At 51.1% G+C, this 21,674-nt stretch carries 26 protein-coding genes; 17 read left to right on the top strand and 9 right to left on the bottom strand.

Translation table 11 applies throughout. From position 1 onward, the window contains the following. The first annotated feature begins 2 nt into the window (after nucleotides 1–2). From HRQ87_RS04020 to rplQ, 8 genes are all read left to right on the top strand, one after another. A complete protein-coding gene (locus HRQ87_RS04020; protein ID WP_174135516.1) occupies nucleotides 3–2,138 on the top strand; it encodes a xanthine dehydrogenase family protein molybdopterin-binding subunit in 2,136 nt (711 codons plus the stop codon). A gap of 236 nt (nucleotides 2,139–2,374) precedes the next feature. Next, nucleotides 2,375–2,848: a 50S ribosomal protein L15 gene (gene rplO, locus HRQ87_RS04015; protein ID WP_174135514.1), complete on the top strand. Its 474-nt coding sequence runs from the start codon at nucleotides 2,375–2,377 to the stop codon at nucleotides 2,846–2,848. A gap of 106 nt (nucleotides 2,849–2,954) precedes the next feature. After that, nucleotides 2,955–4,310: a preprotein translocase subunit SecY gene (gene secY, locus HRQ87_RS04010; RefSeq protein WP_174135512.1), complete on the top strand. Its 1,356-nt coding sequence runs from the start codon at nucleotides 2,955–2,957 to the stop codon at nucleotides 4,308–4,310. Further along, a complete protein-coding gene (locus HRQ87_RS04005; RefSeq protein ID WP_174135510.1) occupies nucleotides 4,307–4,957 on the top strand; it encodes an adenylate kinase in 651 nt (216 codons plus the stop codon). Before secY ends, HRQ87_RS04005 begins: the two co-directional genes overlap by 4 nt. 186 nt (nucleotides 4,958–5,143) lie before the next feature. Next, a complete protein-coding gene (rpsM, locus tag HRQ87_RS04000) occupies nucleotides 5,144–5,512 on the top strand; it encodes a 30S ribosomal protein S13 (RefSeq protein ID WP_174135509.1) in 369 nt (122 codons plus the stop codon). An 11-nt stretch (nucleotides 5,513–5,523) separates the two neighbouring features. After that, the gene (gene rpsK / locus HRQ87_RS03995; protein ID WP_174135507.1) at nucleotides 5,524–5,913 is read left to right on the top strand and encodes a 30S ribosomal protein S11; all 390 of its coding nucleotides are present in this window, start codon (nucleotides 5,524–5,526) and stop codon (nucleotides 5,911–5,913) included. A gap of 107 nt (nucleotides 5,914–6,020) precedes the next feature. Next, nucleotides 6,021–7,037 (top strand): DNA-directed RNA polymerase subunit alpha, encoded by a 1,017-nt coding sequence (locus tag HRQ87_RS03990; protein WP_174135505.1) that lies wholly within the window; start codon nucleotides 6,021–6,023, stop codon nucleotides 7,035–7,037. A 117-nt stretch (nucleotides 7,038–7,154) separates the two neighbouring features. Next, entirely contained in the window at nucleotides 7,155–7,574 is a 420-nt protein-coding gene (gene rplQ / locus HRQ87_RS03985; protein WP_174135504.1) for a 50S ribosomal protein L17, read from the top strand. Nucleotides 7,575–7,702: 128 nt separating this feature from the next. Here the strand turns inward: rplQ and HRQ87_RS03980 are convergent, their stop codons facing one another. Together HRQ87_RS03980 and HRQ87_RS03975 are read right to left on the bottom strand one after the other, a co-directional pair. Continuing rightward, nucleotides 7,703–8,692 carry a glutathione S-transferase family protein gene (locus tag HRQ87_RS03980; RefSeq protein ID WP_174135502.1) on the bottom strand — a complete coding sequence of 330 codons (990 nt, stop codon included), beginning with the start codon at nucleotides 8,690–8,692 and terminating at the stop codon, nucleotides 7,703–7,705. Between the two features lie 101 nt (nucleotides 8,693–8,793). Beyond that, nucleotides 8,794–9,966: a MalY/PatB family protein gene (locus tag HRQ87_RS03975; RefSeq protein WP_174135500.1), complete on the bottom strand. Its 1,173-nt coding sequence runs from the start codon at nucleotides 9,964–9,966 to the stop codon at nucleotides 8,794–8,796. Nucleotides 9,967–10,063: 97 nt separating this feature from the next. Between HRQ87_RS03975 and def (HRQ87_RS03970) the strand changes: the two genes are divergently transcribed. The 5 genes from def (HRQ87_RS03970) to HRQ87_RS03950 all read left to right on the top strand — a co-directional run bounded on the left by def (HRQ87_RS03970) (nucleotide 10,064) and on the right by HRQ87_RS03950 (nucleotide 13,278). Further along, nucleotides 10,064–10,585 carry a peptide deformylase gene (gene def / locus HRQ87_RS03970; RefSeq protein ID WP_174135497.1) on the top strand — a complete coding sequence of 174 codons (522 nt, stop codon included), beginning with the start codon at nucleotides 10,064–10,066 and terminating at the stop codon, nucleotides 10,583–10,585. Beyond that, the gene (def, locus tag HRQ87_RS03965) at nucleotides 10,585–11,085 is read left to right on the top strand and encodes a peptide deformylase (protein ID WP_174135495.1); all 501 of its coding nucleotides are present in this window, start codon (nucleotides 10,585–10,587) and stop codon (nucleotides 11,083–11,085) included. Before def (HRQ87_RS03970) ends, def (HRQ87_RS03965) begins: the two co-directional genes overlap by 1 nt. Then, the gene (fmt, locus tag HRQ87_RS03960) at nucleotides 11,082–11,993 is read left to right on the top strand and encodes a methionyl-tRNA formyltransferase (RefSeq protein ID WP_174135493.1); all 912 of its coding nucleotides are present in this window, start codon (nucleotides 11,082–11,084) and stop codon (nucleotides 11,991–11,993) included. Before def (HRQ87_RS03965) ends, fmt begins: the two co-directional genes overlap by 4 nt. A gap of 36 nt (nucleotides 11,994–12,029) precedes the next feature. Then, the gene (locus tag HRQ87_RS03955) at nucleotides 12,030–12,935 is read left to right on the top strand and encodes a hypothetical protein (RefSeq protein WP_174135491.1); all 906 of its coding nucleotides are present in this window, start codon (nucleotides 12,030–12,032) and stop codon (nucleotides 12,933–12,935) included. A 79-nt stretch (nucleotides 12,936–13,014) separates the two neighbouring features. Further along, nucleotides 13,015–13,278, top strand: coding sequence for a hypothetical protein (locus tag HRQ87_RS03950; protein WP_174135489.1), 264 nt, complete (start codon nucleotides 13,015–13,017; stop codon nucleotides 13,276–13,278). 18 nt (nucleotides 13,279–13,296) lie between these two features. Here HRQ87_RS03950 and HRQ87_RS20155 read toward each other — a convergent pair whose 3' ends face one another. From HRQ87_RS20155 to HRQ87_RS03915, 7 genes are all read right to left on the bottom strand, one after another. Further along, nucleotides 13,297–13,446 (bottom strand): hypothetical protein, encoded by a 150-nt coding sequence (locus HRQ87_RS20155; RefSeq protein WP_246251740.1) that lies wholly within the window; start codon nucleotides 13,444–13,446, stop codon nucleotides 13,297–13,299. Between the two features lie 458 nt (nucleotides 13,447–13,904). Further along, complete coding sequence (locus HRQ87_RS03940) at nucleotides 13,905–14,225, bottom strand: hypothetical protein (RefSeq protein WP_174135485.1); 321 nt, start codon at nucleotides 14,223–14,225, stop codon at nucleotides 13,905–13,907. Nucleotides 14,226–14,546: 321 nt separating this feature from the next. Further along, complete coding sequence (gene rnhA / locus HRQ87_RS03935; RefSeq protein WP_174135483.1) at nucleotides 14,547–15,002, bottom strand: ribonuclease HI; 456 nt, start codon at nucleotides 15,000–15,002, stop codon at nucleotides 14,547–14,549. Continuing rightward, the gene (locus HRQ87_RS03930) at nucleotides 14,995–15,591 is read right to left on the bottom strand and encodes a class I SAM-dependent methyltransferase (RefSeq protein ID WP_174135481.1); all 597 of its coding nucleotides are present in this window, start codon (nucleotides 15,589–15,591) and stop codon (nucleotides 14,995–14,997) included. The genes rnhA and HRQ87_RS03930 overlap by 8 nt, the downstream gene beginning before the upstream one ends. After that, nucleotides 15,584–16,039, bottom strand: coding sequence for a DUF3429 domain-containing protein (locus HRQ87_RS03925; RefSeq protein ID WP_174135478.1), 456 nt, complete (start codon nucleotides 16,037–16,039; stop codon nucleotides 15,584–15,586). Before HRQ87_RS03925 ends, HRQ87_RS03930 begins: the two co-directional genes overlap by 8 nt. Continuing rightward, nucleotides 16,036–16,986 (bottom strand): 4-hydroxy-3-methylbut-2-enyl diphosphate reductase, encoded by a 951-nt coding sequence (gene ispH, locus HRQ87_RS03920; RefSeq protein WP_174135476.1) that lies wholly within the window; start codon nucleotides 16,984–16,986, stop codon nucleotides 16,036–16,038. Before ispH ends, HRQ87_RS03925 begins: the two co-directional genes overlap by 4 nt. A 145-nt stretch (nucleotides 16,987–17,131) precedes the next feature. After that, nucleotides 17,132–17,713, bottom strand: a complete 582-nt coding sequence (locus tag HRQ87_RS03915; protein ID WP_174135474.1) for a LabA-like NYN domain-containing protein — start codon at nucleotides 17,711–17,713, stop codon at nucleotides 17,132–17,134. A 97-nt stretch (nucleotides 17,714–17,810) separates the two neighbouring features. On the opposite strand from HRQ87_RS03915, the gene folK reads away from it, so the two are divergent. The 4 genes from folK to HRQ87_RS03895 all read left to right on the top strand — a co-directional run bounded on the left by folK (nucleotide 17,811) and on the right by HRQ87_RS03895 (nucleotide 21,665). Continuing rightward, nucleotides 17,811–18,401, top strand: a complete 591-nt coding sequence (gene folK / locus HRQ87_RS03910) for a 2-amino-4-hydroxy-6-hydroxymethyldihydropteridine diphosphokinase (RefSeq protein WP_174135472.1) — start codon at nucleotides 17,811–17,813, stop codon at nucleotides 18,399–18,401. 79 nt (nucleotides 18,402–18,480) lie between these two features. Beyond that, nucleotides 18,481–18,834, top strand: coding sequence for a DNA-directed RNA polymerase subunit omega (rpoZ, locus tag HRQ87_RS03905; protein WP_174135470.1), 354 nt, complete (start codon nucleotides 18,481–18,483; stop codon nucleotides 18,832–18,834). A 12-nt stretch (nucleotides 18,835–18,846) separates the two neighbouring features. Further along, on the top strand, nucleotides 18,847–20,982 hold the full coding sequence (locus HRQ87_RS03900) for a RelA/SpoT family protein (protein ID WP_174135468.1): 2,136 nt from the start codon (nucleotides 18,847–18,849) through the stop codon (nucleotides 20,980–20,982). An 11-nt stretch (nucleotides 20,983–20,993) separates the two neighbouring features. Then, entirely contained in the window at nucleotides 20,994–21,665 is a 672-nt protein-coding gene (locus HRQ87_RS03895; protein WP_174135466.1) for a DUF2062 domain-containing protein, read from the top strand. The last annotated feature ends 9 nt before the right edge of the window (nucleotides 21,666–21,674 follow it).

Genomic DNA, 21,674 nt, shown 5'->3' with positions numbered 1-21,674 from the left:
TCATGGGCGAACTCAAACCCACCCGCCGTGCTTTTCTGGCAGGCTCTGCCGGGCTTGTGCTGGCAGTATCCCTGCCGCGCCGTCTTCGTGCACAATCTAACGCGCAAACCTTTGTCCCCAATGCGTTTATCCGCGTTGCCCCGGATAATACTGTGACGGTCTTGGTCAAGCATATTGAATTTGGTCAAGGAACATGGACCGGTCTGACGACAATGGTCGCCGACGAGATGGACGCTGACTGGACGCAGATGCGGGCCGAACATGCGCCTGCGGATGCCTCGCTTTATGCCAATGCCTTGTTCGGAATTCAGGGGACGGGCGGATCAACAGCGACGCCATCGTCGTGGATGCCAATGCGTCAGGCAGGCGCTGCTGCGCGGGCAATGCTGGTCGATGCCGCGGCCCGTACGTGGGATGTGCCCGCTGGTGAAATTACGGTCAGCAACGGCGTTGTCAGCCACGTCGGATCTGGTCAAAGTGCCAGTTTTGGTGATTTGGCAACCGCTGCGGCGGACAGCACCGCCCCCGCCGAACCGACATTGAAGACATCCGATCAGTTTACATTGATCGGCAAAAACGTTGCCCGTATTGAAGTGCCGCAGAAAACCAATGGTACGGCGCAATTCACAATCGACGTGTTTCGCGATGGTATGCAAACGGTGGCTGTGGCCCATCCACCCAAGTTTGGTGCCACGGTCGGATCCTTTGATGCCACTGCGGCGCTGCAGGTGTCAGGTGTGAACAAGGTCGAACAAATCCCATCAGGCGTGGCAGTTTATGCAGATGACACGTGGGCGGCATTTCAGGGCCGTGATGCATTGGACATCACCTGGGACGATGCCAATGCCGAACTGCGATCAACCGAACAGATAATGACAACCTGGGCTACAGCTGCACGTGACGGCGGGCTGACAGCAGAAGAAACCGGTGATCTTGATGCTGCTATGGCGGATGCCGCGCAGGTGATTGAGGCCGAATATCGCTTTCCGTATCTGGCCCATGCGTCGATGGAACCATTGGACGCGGTCATCGAAGTGCGCGAAGATGGTGCCGAGGTTTGGACCGGATCGCAGATCCCGACAACAGATCAGGCGACCATTGCGGGCATTCTGGGGTTCGAGCCGCCAAACGTGACTATCAACACGATGCTGACGGGCGGATCATTCGGGCGCCGCGCGCAGCCAGACAATCAGTTTGTGGCCGAACTTGCCGCTGCTGCCAAGGCCAGCGGACCAGGCAATTACAAGCTGCAATGGAGCCGGGAAGACGACATGACCGGCGGCTATTACCGGCCGCTGACCGTGCATTATATGCAAGGCGGTTTGGATGCAGATGGTAATATTGTGGGATGGCGCAACAATGTGGCCACGCAATCCATTCTGAAAGGATCGCCGTTTGAAGCGATGATTGAAGGTGGGATTGACGCGACCTCGATCGAAGGATCCACGCGGATGCCTTATGTGTTGCCGAATTCAAAGGTGACGCTGGCAACCATGGATAGTCGTGTGCCGGTTCTTTGGTGGCGTTCTGTCGGGCATACGCATACGGCTTACGCGACCGAGACGTTTCTGGATGAGTTGCTGGAAAAGGGTGGCAAAGACCGTGTGCAGGGTCGGCTTGATATACTGAGTGGTGACGCTGGTCGTGATCGTGCAGTACTGGAACGTGTGGCCGAGATATCTGGCTGGCAGGGTGTTGATGCGGGCAATGGGATTGCTCGGGGTGTCGCCTTGCATGAAAGCTTCAACAGCTATGTCGCGATGGTGGCGGACGTGTCCGATGATGGCGGTCAGCCACGCGTGCACAAGGTTTGGGTGGCTGTCGATTGTGGTATTGCGATCAACCCGTCGATTATCGAAGCACAGGTCGCCGGCGCAATCGGATACGGTCTATCGGCTGCTATGTTTGAGGAAATCACCCTGCTTGATGGGGGGATGGTCGATCAAGCCAACTATGATCTGTACCGCATTCTGCGCAACACAGAGATGCCCGAGATCGAAGTATCGATCATGGACAGCTCTGCCGATCCGACGGGTATTGGCGAACCCGGTACACCCCCAATTGCGCCTGCTGTTGGGAACGCATGGCGGGCTTTGACCGGCGAAACACCAAAGCGTTTGCCGTTCGTGCGGGCGTGATCTAAAGGTGGCGCGCCCAGGCGCGCCATTTCTTTATCTCGTATCCCTATGGATACTCGGGTGGGGCGTCGATGTCTGATATCGGATGATAAAGTAAAAGTAAGACTGCCCCTTGATCCGGTTGCCAACACAGCGTATAGCCCGCCGGTGGCTGCTTTTAGCCCGACTCAGAAATCAAGACATGCCGTGGTTGACCCATACGCTTCGGGGGTCACATCCGGCTTAGGAGAAGCGAAATGAGACTGAATGAACTGCACGATAATCCCGGTGCAACCAAAAAACGCAAACGGATCGGTCGTGGACCGGGATCCGGCACAGGTAAAACCGGTGGTCGTGGTATTAAAGGTCAGAAATCCCGTTCAGGTGTGGCGATCAAAGGGTATGAAGGCGGGCAAATGCCGCTGTACCAACGTCTTCCTAAGCGTGGCTTCAACAAGCCAAACCGTAAAAAATTCGCAGTTGTGAACCTGGGTCTGATCCAGAAGTTCATCGACGCCAAAAAGCTGGATACCAAGGGCGAGATCACCGAAGATAAGTTGATCGAAAGCGGTTTGGTACGTCGCAAACTGGACGGTGTGCGCATTCTGGCCAAAGGCGATTTTTCCGCTAAAATCAAGCTAAGCGTGACCGGTGCGTCTAAGTCAGCCGTTGAGGTCGTCGAAAAGGCGGGCGGTTCACTTAACGTCACAACGGCGGCAGCTACAGAATAAGAGGTTGTGAGCGGTGCATCTGCCGCTTACATACTTTCACAAGTTTTCCAAAACGCCGCCGCCCGGGAAACCCGGTCTGGCGGCGTTGATATGAAAGAGATCACGAATGGCATCTGCAGCAGAGCAAATGGCGGCAAACATCAGTTGGGGCGCCTTGAGCAAAGCCACTGAACTGCGTCAACGGATTTTCTTTACGATCGGGCTTTTGATTGTTTACCGCATCGGGACTTACATTCCGGTCCCCGGTATCGACGCCGAAGCACTGCGTAATTTCATGGATCAGGCGCAATCAGGCATTGCCGGTGTGCTTGGTATGTTTACCGGCGGCGCGCTTAGCCGAATGGGTATTCTAGCACTTGGCATCATGCCTTATATCTCGGCCTCGATCATTGTTCAGTTGTTGACCGCTATGGTTCCTCAGCTTGAGCAATTGAAGAAAGAGGGCGAACAGGGCCGCAAGAAGATCAACCAATATACCCGCTATGGTACTGTTATATTGGCAACATTCCAGGCTTATGGCTTGGCTGTCAGCCTTGAAGCCGGTGAGTTGGTGACTGATCCGGGCTGGTTTTTCCGTGCGTCCTGCGTGATCACGCTGGTTGGTGGCACAATGTTCCTGATGTGGTTGGGTGAACAGATCACGGCGCGTGGTATCGGCAACGGTATTTCACTGATCATTTTCGTTGGCATCGTGGCTGAAATTCCAGCGGCACTTGCACAGTTCTTTAGTCAGGGCCGGTCTGGTGCGCTGACACCCGCGGTGATCGTAGGTGTGATCATCATGATCTTTGCCACGTTGGTCTTTGTGGTCTTCATGGAAAGGGCGCTGAGGAAAATCAACATTCAGTACCCGCGACGTCAGGTTGGCATGAAAATGTATGATGGCGGATCCAGCCATTTGCCGGTCAAGGTCAACCCTGCGGGCGTTATTCCTGCGATCTTTGCCAGTTCACTCTTGTTGTTGCCCACAACCGTTTCGACATTCTCGGGTCAGGATGCTGGGCCGATCATGGCGACCTTGCTGGCCTATTTCGGTCCTGGTCAGCCGCTTTATCTGCTGTTTTTCGCAACGATGATCATCTTTTTCACGTATTTCTATACGTTCAATGTGTCGTTCAAAACGGATGACGTGGCAGATAATCTGAAAAATCAGAATGGCTTTGTCCCTGGTATTCGCCCAGGCAAAAAGACCGCCGAGTATCTGGATTATGTTGTGTCGCGCCTGTTGGTGCTTGGGTCTGGCTATCTGGCACTGGTGTGTCTGTTACCGGAAATGGTGCGATCGCAGTTGTCGATCACGGCATATTTTGGTGGTACATCTATTCTGATTATCGTGTCGGTTGGTATGGATACGATACAGCAGGTGCAATCCCATTTGCTGGCACATCAATACGAAGGACTTCTTGAAAAGTCTCAGTTGCGCGGCAGAAAGCGCAAAAAGAAGGGACCAGCACGTAAATGACGAATATCATTCTGCTCGGGCCACCGGGCGCCGGTAAGGGAACTCAGGCGCGGCGATTGGTGGAGGAGCGGGGCATGATCCAGCTTTCCACTGGGGATATGCTGCGCGAAGCCAAAGCAAGCGGAACCGAAATGGGCAACCGTGTTGCCGAAGTGATGGCCCGCGGCGAACTTGTCACCGATGATATTGTCATTGGCCTGATCGAAGAAAAACTGAATGATGATCACGCAGCTGGTTTTATCTTTGACGGTTTTCCACGCACATTGGTCCAAGCGGATGCCTTGGGGGACTTGCTGCAAAAACTTGGCGAAAAGCTGGATGCAGTGATCGAAATGAAGGTGAATGATGATGTGTTGGTCAGTCGGATCACGGGGCGGTCAACATGTGGTCAATGCGGCGAGGTTTACCATGATGTGACCAAGCCCGAACCGGATGATGGAAAGTGCAGCGTTTGCGGGGCCAGCGATTTCAAACGCCGGGCAGACGACAACGAAGATTCGTTGCGGCAGCGTCTGATGGAATATTACAAGAAAACATCCCCGTTGATCGGATATTATTATGCAAAGGGCGAGTTGATATCAATCAATGGGTTGTCTGAAATTGATACAGTCGCGGCTGATATTACGAAAGTTCTTGACAAGGGGTAAATGCCCTTGACGCTTGGCCGAAAACCCCATAGCTAGCCCTATCTTTAATGGAATCAATTTGCGCCGGGAAGTATCCCGTTTGCAAGACCACCTGAAATCAGCTGCGGCCCGATGGTGAATGCCTCGGGCCTACGTTGTGAAAAAAGGTTCTGGAGTTACGGAACCGCAACAAAAGGAAAGTGACACTTGGCACGTATCGCCGGCGTTAATATCCCGACCCAAAAACGGGTCCCGATCGCCCTGACATATATCACTGGAATTGGCCCTGCATCGGCTAAATCCATTTGCGAAGCCGTTAAGATTGACCCGACCCGTCGCGTCAATGAATTGAGCGACGCAGAAGTGCTTGCCGTTCGCGAGCATATCGATGCGAACCACACCGTTGAAGGTGACCTGCGTCGTGAAGTGCAGATGAACATCAAGCGTCTGATGGATCTTGGTTGCTATCGCGGTCTGCGTCATCGTCGTAATCTTCCTGTTCGCGGTCAGCGGACGCATACCAATGCGCGCACGCGTAAAGGTCCGGCGAAAGCAATCGCTGGCAAGAAGAAGTAGGGGGACACGATATGGCACGCGAAGCACGTCGCGCAAAAAAGAAGGTCTCCAAGAACATCGCCGCTGGTGTGGCGCATGTGAACAGCACCTTTAACAACACGAAAATCCTGATCTCGGACGTTCAGGGTAACGCAATTGCATGGTCGTCTGCAGGCACCATGGGTTTCAAAGGGTCGCGCAAATCGACACCTTATGCTGCCCAGATGGCTGCAGAAGACGTAGGCAAAAAAGCACAGGAACACGGTGTCAAAACGCTTGAGGTTGAAGTGCAGGGGCCCGGATCGGGTCGTGAAAGTGCATTGCGCGCTTTGGCGGCTGTTGGGTTCAACATCACATCTATCCGTGATGTCACGCCTATGGCACACAATGGCTGCCGTCCGCCGAAACGCCGCCGCGTTTAATAAGTATTCATGGTTGGGACTGCCTTCGGGCTTGCCCCAACCCGTCATTTTTATCCTCGGGCGCTTGCCTTTTAGGACATGGAAGGCAGGCTGGAATGGAGGGACGCATGATCCACAAAAATTGGGCAGAACTGATCAAGCCAACGCAGCTTGACGTCAAACCGGGCAACGACCCCGCGCGTCAGGCAACGGTTGTTGCTGAACCGCTGGAACGTGGCTTTGGTCTGACAATGGGTAACGCACTGCGCCGCGTATTGATGAGCTCACTTCAGGGTGCTGCCATTACTAGCGTACAGATTGACAATGTACTGCACGAATTTTCCAGCGTTGCTGGTGTTCGCGAAGATGTCACCGACATTATTCTGAATCTCAAGGGTGTTTCGATCCGTATGGAAGTTGAGGGACCGAAGCGTCTTTCGATTTCTGCAAAAGGACCTGGCGTTGTCAAGGCCAGTGATATCGTTGAAACAGCTGGTATTGATATTCTGAACCGCGACCACGTGATTTGCCACCTTGATGACGGTGCTGATCTGTACATGGAACTGACCGTCAATACCGGCAAAGGCTATGTTGCCGCTGACAAGAACCGCCCCGAAGATGCGCCCATTGGTTTGATGCCGATTGATGCGATCTATTCGCCGGTCAAGAAAGTCAGTTATGATGTTCAACCAACCCGTGAAGGTCAGGTTCTGGACTATGACAAGCTGACGCTGAAGTTGGAAACAGACGGGTCGATCACGCCGGATGACGCTGTGGCCTATGCTGCGCGTATTTTGCAGGATCAGTTGTCAATTTTCGTGAACTTTGACGAACCTGAAAGCGCGACAGCGATGCAGGAAGACGACGGGTTGGAATTCAACCCGCTGCTTCTGAAAAAGGTCGACGAGCTAGAATTGTCGGTTCGATCTGCAAACTGTCTGAAGAACGACAACATCGTTTATATCGGCGATCTGATCCAGAAAACCGAAGCTGAAATGCTGCGCACGCCGAACTTTGGCCGTAAATCCTTGAATGAAATCAAGGAAGTGCTGTCTGGAATGGGTCTGCACCTTGGCATGGATGTCGAAGATTGGCCACCGGACAATATCGAAGACCTCGCCAAAAAGTTCGAGGATTCGTTTTAATTTTGCAGGGTGGGGCTTCGGCCCCATTTTGCGCACCCGGGCAATCCCGCCCCAAGGAGAGTGGCTGACACGCATCAGCTGCCAGACAAAGCAAAAGCTTGAAAAAGGACTAAGAAAATGCGTCACGCCAGAGGCTATCGCCGCCTGAACCGAACCCACGAACACCGCAAGGCCCTTTGGGCGAATATGGCGGGTTCGTTGATTGAACATGAACAGATCAAGACAACGTTGCCAAAAGCCAAAGAACTGCGCCGGATCGTTGAAAAACTGATCACGCTTGGCAAACGGGGCGATGACCATGCACGCCGTCAGGCAGCAAGCCAGCTTAAGCAGCATCAGTATGTTGAGAAGCTGTTCGACGTGCTTGGCCCCCGTTACAAAGAACGTCAGGGCGGTTATGTCCGCGTTCTGAAAGCGGGTTTCCGTTACGGGGACATGGCACCCATGGCCATCATCGAATTTGTTGATCGGGATGTATCTGCCAAAGGCGCTGCTGACAAAGCACGTGTTGCGGCAGAAGACGCGACGGCCGAATAAGCCATTCTTCTTTAAATCCTGTCTGGAATTTATTTGCAGCATAGACTTGTTAAGTCTAACGCGCGTTCAGATGAGAAAACCCAGCCATTGGCTGGGTTTTGTTTTTCAGTACTCTTGGAATAATGAAGTCAGGCCGCTTTCAATCGATCTCGATTGTGGGGCGCGTTGAAATTAATATTGGGGTTAACCGGTATAATTCGGCTTGGATTAATGGTTTCGTGACTATAGTGATAGTGGCGCACGATATGATCCATGTTCACAGTTTCCGCAACGCCTGGCCATTGATAAAGCTCACGTACGTATCCTGACAGATTTGGATAATCGATAATTCGTGTGCGGTTGCATTTGAAATGCAGGTGGTAAACGTGATCAAACCGAATAAGGGTCGTAAACAACCTCCAATCCGCCTCGGTCACCTGATCGCCCATCAGATAGCGGTTTGACGATAGCCGATCTTCCAGCCAGTCCAGACTGTCGAACAAGGGGCTAACGGCGTCATCATAGGCTGTTTGGCTGGTTGCAAATCCCGATTTGTAAACGCCGTTGTTGACGGTGTCATAGACGCGGGTATTCACGTCTTTAATCGCATCGCGCATGTGTTGGGGCCAAAAATCCAGCGTGTTTCCAGTTAGCCCATCAAATGCCGAATTGAACATGCGGATAATTTCAGAACTTTCATTTGAAACGATCGTTTCACGCTGCTTATCCCACAGGATCGGAACAGTCACACGACCCGAAATTTTGGGATCTGCTTTCAAGTAGATGTCGCGTGCAAAGGGCAATCCATAAAGCGTGTCGCCCGTTGCGCCATGGTTATCTGTTTTAAAGGTCCAGCCTTCTGACAGCATGTCAGGGTGGACGGCGGAAATGGTGATATGATCTTCCAAGCCCTTCAGCTTGCGAAAGATCAATGTGCGGTGCGCCCAGGGACACGCATAGCTGATATAAAGATGATAGCGTCCGCTTTTAGCCGGAAAACCATATTCACCAGATGGACCAGCACTTCCGTCGGCTGTGATCCAATTGCGGAATTTTGCGGTCGAGCGGACAAATTTTCCACCCGATGATTTCGTGTCGTACCAGACGTCATGCCAGACGCCGTCAACCAACTGGCCCATATGTAATCTCCTGTTTTTAAGGTTGGATCATACATAGACTATGTTCGCCTGTCTGGCATCGGGCAGGCGCGCGCAGGGTATATGTGTCAGCGCACAGGGGACTATTGCAGATCGCCGAATGCCTTTTGCATGCGGGCGATTGCGTCTTCGACCAGCGCACGTGGGGTTGCAATGTTGAAACGCAAAAAATCTTCGCCGCCGGTTCCAAATGTTGGCCCGTGGTTCACGGCGATCTTGGCATCCTTGGTCACACGATCTGTAAAATCGTTACGCGTCATGCCGATGTCGGAAAAATCGACCCACGCCAGATATGTCGCTTCCAGCGGCATGGATTTCAGGCCTGGAATGGCGTTGATCCCATCGTCAAATATCTTGCGATTTGCATCCAGATAGCCCTTTAGCTCATCAACCCAAGCGGCCCCTTCGGGGGAATAGGCGGCGGTTGCCATGAACAGACCAAAGCTGTTGGCCGAAATGCCCAACCCCATCATCCGCTTGGCAAAGCGCGCACGTAGATCGGGATCTTTGATGATGACATTACCGATATGAGATCCTGCAATGTTGAATGTCTTTGTCACAGCCGTCATCATGATCAGCCTGTCGGTGATAGACGGATCCACCAGCGACATGGCTGTGTGCGTGTGACCGGGGAATGTCAGATCATGGTGGATTTCATCGCTGACAAGGATCAGGTCGTGCCGTTTGGCAAAATCGGCAACACCTTGCAGTTCGTCTCGTGTCCAGACGCGCCCGCCTGGGTTATGGGGTGAACACAGGATCACCATTTTTTCACTACCTGTCATTTGCGAGTCATAGGCATCAAAATCCATAAGATATCGGCCGTTATCATTAACCAATTGGCATTCGACAACCTGACGGTCTGATGCCTTAATGACCTTGGCAAATGCATGATAAACAGGTGTAAACAGTACAACGCCATCGCCGGGCTGCGTATAGGTGTCGATACACATGGCCGTACCATTCACTAGCCCATGAGTGCTGAAAATCCAATCGGGTTCAATTGTCCAACCGTGACGCGTTTGCATCCACCACTGAATGGCCTTGCGATATTTGCTTTCGTCACCGAAATAGCCATAAACGCCATGGTCATGCATATCGCGCACTGCGTCCTGTACGCATTGCGGGGGGCGAAAATCCATATCGGCCACCCACATGGCCAAGCCATCATCGGCAGGAACGCCATAAAGCGGCTCCATCATATCCCATTTTGAACAATGGGTGCCGCGGCGGTCGATGATTTTGTCGAATGACATCCTTGATGCTCCTGCTGGTTTTGCGAAATCCTATCTGTGTCGCCAACAAGTGCCAAGTGTGATTGCACAACGCGAATGCATCGCCTAAATCAAGGCCATGACACTTAGATCTATTTTACTTCACCCCGACCCGCGTCTGAAAAAGACAGCTGATGCTGTGCCTGATATCAGTGATGATCTGCGCGCGTTGGCAGATGACATGCTGGAAACCATGTATCACGCGCCTGGTGTTGGACTGGCGGCCCCGCAGATCGGCATTAATCAACGCCTGATCGTGATGGATTGCGTCAAGGAAGAAGGGGCTGCCGCACAACCAACAGTCATGTTCAATCCGCGTATTTTAGCGTCATCCGACGAAATGAATGTTTATGAGGAAGGCTGTCTTTCGATCCCGGACCAATATGGCGACGTGGAGCGCCCGGCTGAGGTGACTGTCGAATGGCTGGATCGTGATGGCAATATACAAACTCAGGATTTTGACGGCCTTTGGGCGACCTGTGCGCAGCATGAGATTGATCATCTAGATGGCAAGTTGTTCATCGATTACCTGAAACCGCTTAAACGTCAGATGATTACCCGCCGTATGATCAAGCTCAAGCGCGAGCGTGCGCGCGACTGATGGGGAACGTGCGCCCCTTTGTTCCGTGGCCTGACAAGCGGTTACGCACTGTGGCTGATCCGGTCGACACCATCACAGATGACATCCGGGCGATCTGGGATGATATGATCGAAACGATGGACGTCATGCCCGGCGTCGGTTTGGCAGCCCCGCAAATCGGTGTGATGTTGCGCCTGGCTGTTGTCGATGCGTCTGACAAACGGGGGCAGGCCGTGCGGATGGCAAACCCTGAAATCCTGCATACCAGCACGCAAATGCGGGATCACGAAGAAGCGTCACCGAATTTGCCCGGGGTGTCGGCTAAGATCACTCGTCCGCGTGCGGTAACTGTCAGATATCTGAACGAACAGGGAATTATTGACAGGCGCGATTTTGTAGGGCTTTGGGCAACCAGCGTGCAACATCAGATCGATCATCTGAATGGTCGCATGTTTTTTGATAACCTAAGCAAGATAAAACGCGATATGCTGTTGCGCAAAGCGAAAAAGGGCCGGGGATGAAAGTCATCTTTATGGGAACGCCGGACTTTTCGGTGCCCGTGCTGGATGCTTTGATGCAGGCAGGGCACGATATATGTGCCGTTTATTGCCAGCCGCCGCGCAGGGCAGGGCGGGGCAAAAAAGAACGCCTGACGCCCGTACATGCGCGAGCTGAAGCGCTTGGCTTAACCGTTCGTCATCCGATATCTTTGCGAAATGCAGATGCGCAGGCAGAATTTGCAGACCTGAATGCGGATATCGCTGTTGTTGTGGCCTATGGTTTGATTTTGCCCCAACCCATTTTAGACGCGCCAACCTATGGGTGCCTGAATATTCATGCCAGTCTCTTGCCCCGATGGCGCGGTGCTGCGCCTATCCACCGGGCGATTATGGCAGGTGATGCTGAAACGGGCATCTGTATCATGCAGATGGAAGCCGGGTTGGATACGGGCCCTGTGATGTTGCATGAAAGTATCCCGATTTCTGATACAGAAACGACAGGCGATTTGCATGATCGCTTATCGAAAATGGGTGCAGGATTAATTGTTAAAGCATTGGCTGATTTGCCAAACCTGACGCCTGTTGTGCAGTCCGCAAACGGTGTGACCTATGCTAATAAAATCGATAAATCCGAGGCGCAAATTAACTGGACTAAGCCTGCCGTAGACGTCGATCGTCTGATCCGTGGGCTGTCGCCTTTTCCAGGGGCTTGGACGACCTTGCACGGCAAACGATTAAAGGTCCTGCGGTCGCGCGTTGTTGAAAAGAATGGGATGCCGGGGACTGTTGCGTCTGGTTTGACCGTTTGCTGTGGGACTGGGGCGATCGAACTTTTAGATGTACAATTTGAGGGACGCAGCCGACAAAGCCAGAAAGAATTTCTGAACGGTACCCAGATTTTGCCAGATACGGTTTTGGGGGAAAACTGATGTTTTCGACCGTAAAAATTTTCGAAAGTACGGCATATGGTTGAAGGCCTGTTAACCGCTTTGAAGCTTGATCATTTGGTGTCGCTGCAGCATTTAATCGACCATCATGGCCTTCAAGATGGTTCGTGGCATGGGCGAAAAGCGGTCGAATATACTGAAACCAAAGGGGCCATACCAGGTCTGATCGTGCCCTTACGTGCCGAAGTTTCAACATCAGATAGCCCAAGATATCCTGTGACAGAGTGGACCGGATACCTTGATTTCGGGGGGAAAGGTCCCCAAAACATTGATATCGCATCAAAATTCATATCGCGGTTTTTAGGAAAGTCTGACCGTAAAAACACGCAGCAGGGGATATACGACCACTGGACATGCGGATTATTTGATGTGGGTCTCAGATTTCAGCGTGGCAAAGTGACGGATCACTATGTTTTTGAAAATAAACTTCACAACGCGTGCATTATGACGATCCATCATGGCTATTTGCCGGCACTCAGTGCCGCGGAAGAAAGCTTGATTGCGACGTACGTCCCTGTGGCAAAGCATTCTGATGATCACAAGAAACAACAGGTTCGCTTATATGGGCGCCGCTATGTTCGAAATAAATTTGAGGTGATCCGCGAACGTAAACCTTGTCGGGGTGGTATCGTACCATCTGTTGGGCGCAGCAATGACTGTTTGGTTCTGGATGCGGAGGTAATGGCGTTTGTTCAAATGGCGGCTTTCACGGAATTTGAACTGCATCGTATCCAACCGGCAAAAGGAGGCGGTGGATCCTATCTTATAATCAAATATACAGGGGATGATCTTTTCATGAAATCGTGTGAAAAAGATTTGGCTCTTCTTGAAAGCTATGCAGTTGATGCGCTTGATTTGATTGCCGATGATTTTTCAAGACTTTTTGATAAACCCGTGCGCATTATCGAAGGATATGATTGTTAACAAAATTCGCTTGGGTGACGACAGACTTATATTTGCCGATTACGACGGTACAGAACTAAGAACGGATTAGGAGAAACGAATGGGCTTTTTTTCATTCTTTGGATCATTGATGATCGGCGGGATTGTCGGTGTTCTGTTTGAAAAATGGGGTATTACACACAATGGTTTCATTGCGTCTGTTATCATTTCGCTTGGGGCAGTTATTCTGCTTTTCATGATCCGGGTGATGTTTGACCTAAGCTTTGGCAGCCCGGGAATTGACGCGATTATCGGCGCGTCAGCCGCTCTTATCCTGATCCCGACTGAAGCCGCTGCAAACCGGCGGCGCAATCGGCGCAAGTAAATGCGCCGATATTAGGCTTTATCTGCAGCGCAAATTAACCATGACCGGGTTTGGTTCTAGGTTCTGGGTTGCACCCGTGGCTGCATCCACGCCAATTCCAATCACACCGCCTATCAATACATTTCCGGCCATGCCTGCGGCGCCACCTTCGGCAAGTTCATTTGTCACTTTAACCTGCTGAGTTTGACAGCCCGCTTTTGAAATGGTCACAACGAATTTTGACCGACGCGGTATTTTTAATTCGCATGGTGTATTGTCGCAGCTATAACCGTTGCTTGTTTTAACTTGCGCGCCCGCTGGCTGCGATACAATTTGCAACATATCATTCGATCCGCGGGTTACTGTTGCGCAACCGGAAACGATAAAAAGCGCACTTATTGAAAAGGCCATGACAAGGCGTGATTTGAATACCATAAACGTTATTTTCCTAAGTTTCAGATCGACATTTGTGTCGAAAAATTCATGAGATACAATTGGATAGACTGTTACCATTTATTAATGAAAACAAAGCACTGAAACTTGCTGTACTCAATACGAAAAATGATTTTTCATATGGTAGTGATTTAAAAACCAAAACGAGGCCATCCTTTCAGAAGCCTCGTTTTCTCTTTATTTTTGTGTTCGAATTACCCTTCGTCTGAATCACGAATGCTTTTGATCCGCGCCAGCTCGCTGACTGAATATTCATTTGCATCAAGGCCCAGAGATTGCGCCAGTTGTGCGTGACCTGCCGAAATACCACTTTGTGTTGATATCACTTCGCTGCCACCCGCTTTGATAAAGGATGCGATGTTCTGATCGTCACCTTCCAGGGCAGATTTCAACTGCGCAAGTTGACTTGTTGTAAAGGAACCTGCGTCTACGCCAACGGAACCAGCCAATTGGTCGTTTGCAAAAGCAGGGGCTGCGGCAAGGGCAAGTGCGGCAAGAGAAACTTTAACGTACATTTTAACATTCCTTATCTATGCCCATCTCTGGGCGATTGTATTTTGACCTATCGGCCTGTTTTCGGTTGGGCAAAACACCCGTTGTTGATGATTAAGACTTATGTAACACTCAATATTTTTCTATTGATCAAAACAGCATGCTGCTTTGTGCATAATTGCACATCAATCAAATGTGAGCACATGTTTCGGTTGTATGGTTGGCAAATTTCATTGAAAATAAAGGAAATTTTATTCGCACATCGACTGTAAGTTATATGCATTCTAAAAAGAACTATGTCTTTTCACAATTGGCGTGACTGACGTTAGGGCAATTTATATCATTTATTCTTGTTTAAAAGGTGCCATTCCGGCCCGTGCCAATACGTCAGCGCGTTCATTTTCAGGATGCCCGGCATGTCCTTTGACCCATTCCCATGTCACATCATGTGGTTTGCGCGCCTCATCCAATCGTTGCCACAGGTCTACGTTTTTCACAGGTTTCTTGGTCGAGGTCTTCCAGCCGTTCTTTTTCCAGCCATACATCCATTCGGTGATGCCACCTTTGACATAGGCGCTGTCGGTCACGATCGTGACTTTAGTTGCGCGGCTCAACGCCTCAAGCGCGTGGATCGCGGCCAAAAGCTCCATCCTGTTGTTCGTTGTATCGGGCTCACCGCCTTTCAGCTCACGTTCTTTGACGACATCATCACCGTTTTTAGCCAGCATCAATACACCCCAGCCACCGGGGCCGGGATTTCCACTGCATGCGCCATCGGTATAGGCGAAAAGATCAGGCATTTGCTTTCCTTGATTGAATGATGATGAAAGGCTCGACAGTTCCAGCCAACCCTTTGCCTTCGCCTTGCCGCTTGTATTCGGGTTCAAAACCGCAATTGATCAGCAGATTGGTCAAGTCTTCTTCAGAGTAAAATGAATAAAACCGCCCGATCTTGTCACGCTTTTCACCGCTTCCCAGTTTCATGCCGATATGAAAATATCCGTCGATCCGCAGAGCATTGTGAATCTGTGTCAGGTGAACCGGAATATCGGCTTGTACAGCATGCAAAAGACTGAAGTTGGCCCAGATGCCATGGTAATGACCTTTCGCGGTAAGCTGGTCGAAGGTTTCAAGGCGAGCGTCAATTCCATATTGATCCTTGGCCAGTTGGACCATTTCAGCACAGGCATCTGTTGCTTCAACCTGCAATCCTGCATCGCGCATCATTGCGGCTGAATTGCCTGGGCCACAGCCCAGATCCAGTACAACACCATTTGTGGGGATCGCATCGATAAAGGTCTGCAAGTCCTGATCTGGTGTGCCGCGCGATACCAGCGTTGCGTAATGGTTTGCCTTGGCGGTATAGGTGGCAAGCGTTTTTCTATCCATAAAAAAGCCCAACCCCCAGACATGTGACCACGATCAAAGTCAGAATAATGCGTAGCTTTAGCCACCATTTTGGGGCCAGTTGATGTTGCCAAAACAACCAGTCCAGCCCCAGAACGCCGATGAACCCAAAAATTAGATTGATCGCAGCTGTGTCTGGGGTGCCATTGGTTGCAAAAAAAACCCAAAGGGCGGGTATAACAGATAAGGTGTATCCAACAGTGGCCGTTTGCCCCTGCGCCCGTGCAGAAAACCCCCAAAGGACACCTGACATAAAAGACAAGATCACCTGGCCGTAGATAACCTGTATATAAGGACCGATGTACAGCGGACCCAGAAAGCCAGGCATCAAGCCCGTCACACTGGGGGCAATTTGGGTTGCAGCCCCCCAAAGGAACGGGGTCAGTCCGGCAATGCCAAGCCAAAGGGCAGAGCGTGGGATCTGGATCATGCGGGTTCGCGCAGCACACGGGGCACTTTGAATTCGACATTTTCTTCAGCAGTCACGACCTGTTCAACGGTCACATCGAATTTGTCGCAAAAAGCATCAATGACTTCGTTTATCAGCACTTCGGGTGCCGATGCACCCGCCGTTATCCCAACCGACGAAATGCCAGACAACGCGCGCCAGTCGATATCGGCAGCACGCTGTACAAGTTGGGAATATTTGCATCCAGCCCGCGCACCGACCTCGACCAGACGTTTCGAGTTTGAGCTGTTGGGCGCCCCCACTACCAGCATTGCATCACATTTGGGTGCCATAGCTTTGACCGCCTCTTGCCGGTTTGTTGTGGCATAGCAGATATCTTCTTTGTGGGGCCCTACGATCCCTGAAAATCGTACCTGAAGAGCGGCGACTATATCTGCGGTATCATCGACGGAAAGGGTTGTCTGGGTGACAAAAGCCAGTTTATTCGGATCACGCACTTGCACCGTGGCAACATCTTCGACAGTTTCGACCAACAGCACTTCGCCATCAGGCAGCTGACCCATCGTTCCCACCGTTTCGGGATGGCCTTTGTGACCGATCATGATCATTTGAAGGCCATTCTGATGATGACGTTCTGCTTCGATATGGACCTTGCTGACAAGTGGGCAGGTTGCATCCACAAATATCATTTCGCGCTTTGCGGCCTCAGCCGGAACGGCCTTGGGAACACCGTGGGCGGAAAAGATCACCGGGCGATCATCTGGGCAATCGTCAAGCTCTTCGACGAACACAGCACCTTTTTCACGCAGTTCATCAACGACATACTTATTATGCACGATTTCGTGGCGCACAAATACCGGCGCACCCCATTTATCCAGTGCCATTTCGACGATCTTTATCGCACGATCAACACCTGCGCAAAATCCACGCGGTGCGGCCAGATAAAGTGTCAAAGCGGGTTTGCCCATATGTTTGATCCTCTTGTCCCTGACGCAGATAACGCCTTGCAGACAGATTTAACATATCATTTCGGGGAATAAATAGCCCCGCGCGTTTGCGTCGCGGCCAGAGCTTAGGAAAATAAAAAAACCGGGAACTGGCCCCGGTTTTTAATTATTCGACTTCGACTTCCTGTTCGTACATTTCACCTTCCATCTCGCGCGGTTCGCGCGGCGGGCGTCCGATCACATCTTTTAATTCATATAACTCAATAAAATTATCTGCCTGACGACGCAGTTCATCAGCAATCATCGGGGGCTGGCTTCGAATGGTTGATACAACAGAAACACGAACACCTTTGCGCTGCAGGGCTTCGATCAGTGGGCGGAAATCGCCATCGCCTGAAAAGATAACCACATGATCGACATAGGGGCTAAGCTCCATCGCATCGACTGTCAGCTCAATATCCATATTGCCTTTGACTTTGCGACGACCCTGGCTGTCGGTGTATTCCTTGGCGGGTTTCGTAACCATCGAAAACCCATTGTAATGCAGCCAATCCACCAATGGGCGGATAGGTGAATATTCGTCATTCTCTAACAGGGCCGTATAGTAAAATGCGCGTAATAATTTTCCACGACGCATAAATTCCTGGCGCAATAGTTTATAATCGATGTCAAACCCAAGTGCTTTGGCGGCCGCATATAGATTTGATCCATCAATGAACAGCGCCAGCCGTTCGCCTTGATAAAACATTAAGTTATCCTTCCAGATTTCGTTCCGCCGAGAGTTGCCGTGAGTGAATGATTTGAAATATGGCAGAACTGACAAACTAAATTAGGGAAAATAAAGCATGCTGCAACCCCATGTGCAAGAAGTTGCCGCAAACAATGTGTTGATCGCATTGGGAAGCAATACAGGATCATTCCTTGGGGATGCGAAAACAACTGTTTTTAAGGCGTTTGACTTTATCGAAGAAGAAGTTGGGAAAATTCGAAAAAAAAGTAAATTATATGAAACTCCCTGTTTTCCCGTTGGTTTTGGGCCTGATTATGTGAATGCTGCAGTGTCCGTCGTCACAAATTCTGAGCCAAGCGATATATTGCTGCGTTTGCATAATATCGAAACATATTTCGGGCGTGAAAGATTGCAGCGATGGGGCAGCCGTTCCCTTGATCTGGATTTGCTGGCCGTGGGCGATATGATTTTGCCGAATCGTACCCAAGCCGAGAACTGGATTGGGATGCCCTTGTCCGATCAAGCGAACAACACACCGGATGAATTGATTCTGCCCCACCCACGCATTCAGGATCGCCCATTTGTATTGGTGCCATTATTGGACGTCGCAGATGACTGGAAGCATCCTGTTTTGGGGCTGAGTGTTGCCGAAATGCTGGATCATTACCCAATGGATGAGATATCGCAGGTGAAATCTGTCTCGTGAGGCATAAAGTGCCCTTGTAAATTAAATAAATTGGGCGTAAATGATCGCTTTCTGACCACTTGCAATATTGGAGAGCTTGATGGCCCGCGTAACCGTGGAAGATTGTGTCGATAAGGTTCCGAACCGCTTTGAACTCGTGATGCTTGCTGCACACCGCGCCCGCGAGATCGCCAGCGGCTCGCCCATAACCGTGGATCGCGACAACGATAAGAACCCTGTTGTTAGCCTGCGTGAGATTGCCGACGAAACCCAGCAAGCGGATGATCTGCGTGAACGTCTGATCGAATCGAACCAAAGCCAGATCGAAGTTGATGAGCCAGAAGAAGATGCAATGGCGCTTCTTATGGGAGCCGAGGCTGATAAACCTGCCCAGGACGATATGTCAGAAGAAAAACTTCTGCGTGCGCTGATGGAAGCACAGGGGCCAAAATAAGGATGGCGGTGGATGATCGCAGTCGATGATCTGATTGCGCTTGTCCGCAGCTACAACCCCAAGACAAACGAAAATCTTATTCGCGCGGCCTATGATTATGGCCGCGATATGCACGAAGGGCAAAAGCGCCATTCGGGCGAACCCTATTTTTCACATCCTATCGCTGTTGCTGCCATTCTGACCGAACAAAGGCTGGATGATGCGACGATTATAACGGCCCTTTTGCACGACACGATCGAAGACACGCGCGCCAGCTATTCAGAAGTCGAAAAGCGTTTCGGCAAGGAAATCGCCGAACTGGTTGATGGTGTTACCAAGCTGACGAATATCCAGCTGACCTCGACCGAAACCAAACAGGCTGAAAATTTTCGCAAGCTTTTCATGGCGATGTCAAAGGACCTGCGCGTTATTTTGGTCAAACTGGCCGATCGGTTGCATAATATGCGTACGATCAAGGCGATGCGCCCTGACAAGCAAGTGCAAAAAGCGCGTGAAACGATGGATATCTTTGCGCCCCTTGCTGGCCGAATGGGTATGCAATGGATGCGCGAAGAGCTTGAGGATCTGGCTTTTAAGGTGCTAAATCCCGACGGTCGTGCGTCGATCATCCGCCGCTTTATCACATTGCAGAAAGAAACGGGCGATGTGATCCACAAGATCACCAGCGACATGCGTGACGAGTTGGATGAAGCTGATATTGAAGCAGATGTCTTTGGCCGCGCCAAGAAACCCTATTCGATCTGGCGCAAGATGCAGGAAAAGGATCAGGGTTTTTCGCGTCTGTCCGATATATACGGATTTCGCATTATTACCCGCACGGAAGGCGATTGTTATCGCACGCTTGGCGCTATTCATCAACGTTGGCGGGCTGTGCCGGGGCGCTTCAAGGATTACATCAGCCAGCCCAAGTCAAACGGATACCGCAGTTTGCACACCACCGTTTCTGGCCGGGATGGGAAACGGGTCGAGGTTCAGATCAGAACCCGCCAGATGCATGATGTGGCTGAAAGCGGTGTGGCCGCGCACTGGTCATACCGTGATGGCGTCCGTTCCGAAAACCCCTTTGCAGTTGATCCCGCAAAATGGATCGCGGGCTTAAAGGAACGGTTTGAAGCTGCCGAGGATCACGACGAATTTCTCGAAGCTGTCAAGCTTGAGATGTATTCGGATCAGGTGTTTTGCTTTACCCCCAAGGGCGATGTGTTCAAGCTGCCCCGTGGTGCGACGCCTATTGATTTTGCCTATGCCATTCATACCCGCATCGGAAGCGCATGTGTCGGGGCCAAGGTTGACGGTCTGCGTGTGCCTTTGTGGACGCGACTGAAAAACGGACAATCGGTCGAGGTTCTGACCGCTCAGGGTCAAACGCCACAAGCCACCTGGATTGATATTGTTGTCACCGGCAAGGCAAAATCGGCGATCAGAAAAGCCTTGCGTGAAGAAGACCGCGAACGCTTTGTGAAGTTGGGGAAAGAACTGGCGCGGGTGGCCTTTTCGCACATTGGGAAACGCGCGACGGACAAAGCATTGGAAACGGCCGCGCGCAATATGGCGTTGCCTGATCGTGATGAACTTTTGGCGCGTCTTGGTAGTGCTGAATTGACAACCAGCGAAGTTATCGAAGTGCTTTATCCCGCACTGGCAGCAAAACAGGGGGATCTGGTATCAGAAGATCATGCTGTCGTTGGCCTGAATCCTGATCAGTCTTTCCGCCGTGCCCCATGTTGCCAGGCTGTTCCGGGCGAACGAATTATTGGCATTACGGTCCGTGGGCAGGGGGTGGTGGTGCACGCGATTGATTGTGAAAAGCTGGTGGAATTCGAAAATCAGCCCCAACGCTGGATTGATTTGCGTTGGCACGATGGCCCACACCCGGAAATTTATACAGTAAGCCTTGAAGTGACCATAAGTAATGATGCAGGTGTGCTGGGACGGATTTGCACATTGATCGGAGAGAAAAAGGCCAATATCAGCAATCTTAATTTTATTGACAGGAAACCGGACTACTATCGCCTCATTATCGACGTAGATTTACGTGACGTAGAACACCTGCATGCTGTGATGACCGCACTTGAAGCGGAAACAGACGTTGCTCATGTAACGCGTGTACGCGATCCGGGAAGGGGTTTGGCGGCTGCTGCCGAATAGGGAAAGAAGACTTGGTATTCAAACGCCGCGACAGACGAAGCATTTTCAAGATACTGCGCGAATTTGTGTATCCTCGCGGTGGATGGGGACGTGCATTTGTCTATGTCAAACATCGTTTGCGCAGACTTCCCGATACCCCTGAAAAAATCGCACGCGGCATATGGGCTGGCGTCTTTACCACATTCACGCCCTTTTACGGGGTGCATTTTATCGTTGCCGGAACCACAGCTATCTTTATGCGTGGCAACATTCTGGCGGCATTGCTGGCCACTTTTTTTGGCAATCCTCTTACGTATGTGCCAATTGGTATTATATCACTGAATACGGGGTATTTGCTTTTGGGCAAAGAACCCAAGACAGATGTAGATCGGTCTTTGGGTGGTAAGTTTGTTGATGCGGGGAACGACCTTTGGCACAATTTTCTGGCGATTTTCACAGATCGGACGGCAGATTGGTCGGGGCTTACTGTCTTTTACACCGATATTTTCTATCCCTATCTGATTGGTGGTCTGATCCCTGGTATGTTGGCGGGCTATATCGCGTATTTTATAAGCGTTCCGCTGATCCGTGCTTATCAAAACCGCCGAAAGGGCCGGATCAAGGCCAAGCTTGCGAATTTACGCGAAAAGGCAGCCCGCAAGGCCGCCGAAAAAGAACAAGCAGCAAAGAACCCGCCACGCTAAGGCAGACAT

Origin of the sequence: Parasulfitobacter algicola, from assembly GCF_013315265.1 — a bacterium.
Taxonomy (GTDB): domain Bacteria; phylum Pseudomonadota; class Alphaproteobacteria; order Rhodobacterales; family Rhodobacteraceae; genus Parasulfitobacter; species Parasulfitobacter algicola.
This window is presented reverse-complemented; position numbering and strand designations above follow the sequence as displayed.

Excerpts from the sequence above, each read along its gene's own strand:
- HRQ87_RS04020 (WP_174135516.1), top strand. The coding sequence starts at position 3 with ATGGGCGAACTCAAACCCACCCGCCGTGCTTTTCTGGCAGGCTCTGCC.
- rplO (WP_174135514.1), top strand. The coding sequence starts at position 2,375 with ATGAGACTGAATGAACTGCACGATAATCCCGGTGCAACCAAAAAACGC.
- secY (WP_174135512.1), top strand. The coding sequence starts at position 2,955 with ATGGCATCTGCAGCAGAGCAAATGGCGGCAAACATCAGTTGGGGCGCC.
- HRQ87_RS04005 (WP_174135510.1), top strand. The coding sequence starts at position 4,307 with ATGACGAATATCATTCTGCTCGGGCCACCGGGCGCCGGTAAGGGAACT.
- rpsK (WP_174135507.1), top strand. The coding sequence starts at position 5,524 with ATGGCACGCGAAGCACGTCGCGCAAAAAAGAAGGTCTCCAAGAACATC.
- HRQ87_RS03990 (WP_174135505.1), top strand. The coding sequence starts at position 6,021 with ATGATCCACAAAAATTGGGCAGAACTGATCAAGCCAACGCAGCTTGAC.
- rplQ (WP_174135504.1), top strand. The coding sequence starts at position 7,155 with ATGCGTCACGCCAGAGGCTATCGCCGCCTGAACCGAACCCACGAACAC.
- HRQ87_RS03980 (WP_174135502.1), bottom strand. The coding sequence starts at position 8,692 with ATGGGCCAGTTGGTTGACGGCGTCTGGCATGACGTCTGGTACGACACG.
- HRQ87_RS03975 (WP_174135500.1), bottom strand. The coding sequence starts at position 9,966 with ATGTCATTCGACAAAATCATCGACCGCCGCGGCACCCATTGTTCAAAA.
- def (WP_174135497.1), top strand. The coding sequence starts at position 10,064 with ATGACACTTAGATCTATTTTACTTCACCCCGACCCGCGTCTGAAAAAG.
- def (WP_174135495.1), top strand. The coding sequence starts at position 10,585 with ATGGGGAACGTGCGCCCCTTTGTTCCGTGGCCTGACAAGCGGTTACGC.
- fmt (WP_174135493.1), top strand. The coding sequence starts at position 11,082 with ATGAAAGTCATCTTTATGGGAACGCCGGACTTTTCGGTGCCCGTGCTG.
- HRQ87_RS03955 (WP_174135491.1), top strand. The coding sequence starts at position 12,030 with ATGGTTGAAGGCCTGTTAACCGCTTTGAAGCTTGATCATTTGGTGTCG.
- HRQ87_RS03950 (WP_174135489.1), top strand. The coding sequence starts at position 13,015 with ATGGGCTTTTTTTCATTCTTTGGATCATTGATGATCGGCGGGATTGTC.
- HRQ87_RS03940 (WP_174135485.1), bottom strand. The coding sequence starts at position 14,225 with ATGTACGTTAAAGTTTCTCTTGCCGCACTTGCCCTTGCCGCAGCCCCT.
- rnhA (WP_174135483.1), bottom strand. The coding sequence starts at position 15,002 with ATGCCTGATCTTTTCGCCTATACCGATGGCGCATGCAGTGGAAATCCC.
- HRQ87_RS03930 (WP_174135481.1), bottom strand. The coding sequence starts at position 15,591 with ATGGATAGAAAAACGCTTGCCACCTATACCGCCAAGGCAAACCATTAC.
- HRQ87_RS03925 (WP_174135478.1), bottom strand. The coding sequence starts at position 16,039 with ATGATCCAGATCCCACGCTCTGCCCTTTGGCTTGGCATTGCCGGACTG.
- ispH (WP_174135476.1), bottom strand. The coding sequence starts at position 16,986 with ATGGGCAAACCCGCTTTGACACTTTATCTGGCCGCACCGCGTGGATTT.
- HRQ87_RS03915 (WP_174135474.1), bottom strand. The coding sequence starts at position 17,713 with ATGTTTTATCAAGGCGAACGGCTGGCGCTGTTCATTGATGGATCAAAT.
- folK (WP_174135472.1), top strand. The coding sequence starts at position 17,811 with ATGCTGCAACCCCATGTGCAAGAAGTTGCCGCAAACAATGTGTTGATC.
- rpoZ (WP_174135470.1), top strand. The coding sequence starts at position 18,481 with ATGGCCCGCGTAACCGTGGAAGATTGTGTCGATAAGGTTCCGAACCGC.
- HRQ87_RS03900 (WP_174135468.1), top strand. The coding sequence starts at position 18,847 with ATGATCGCAGTCGATGATCTGATTGCGCTTGTCCGCAGCTACAACCCC.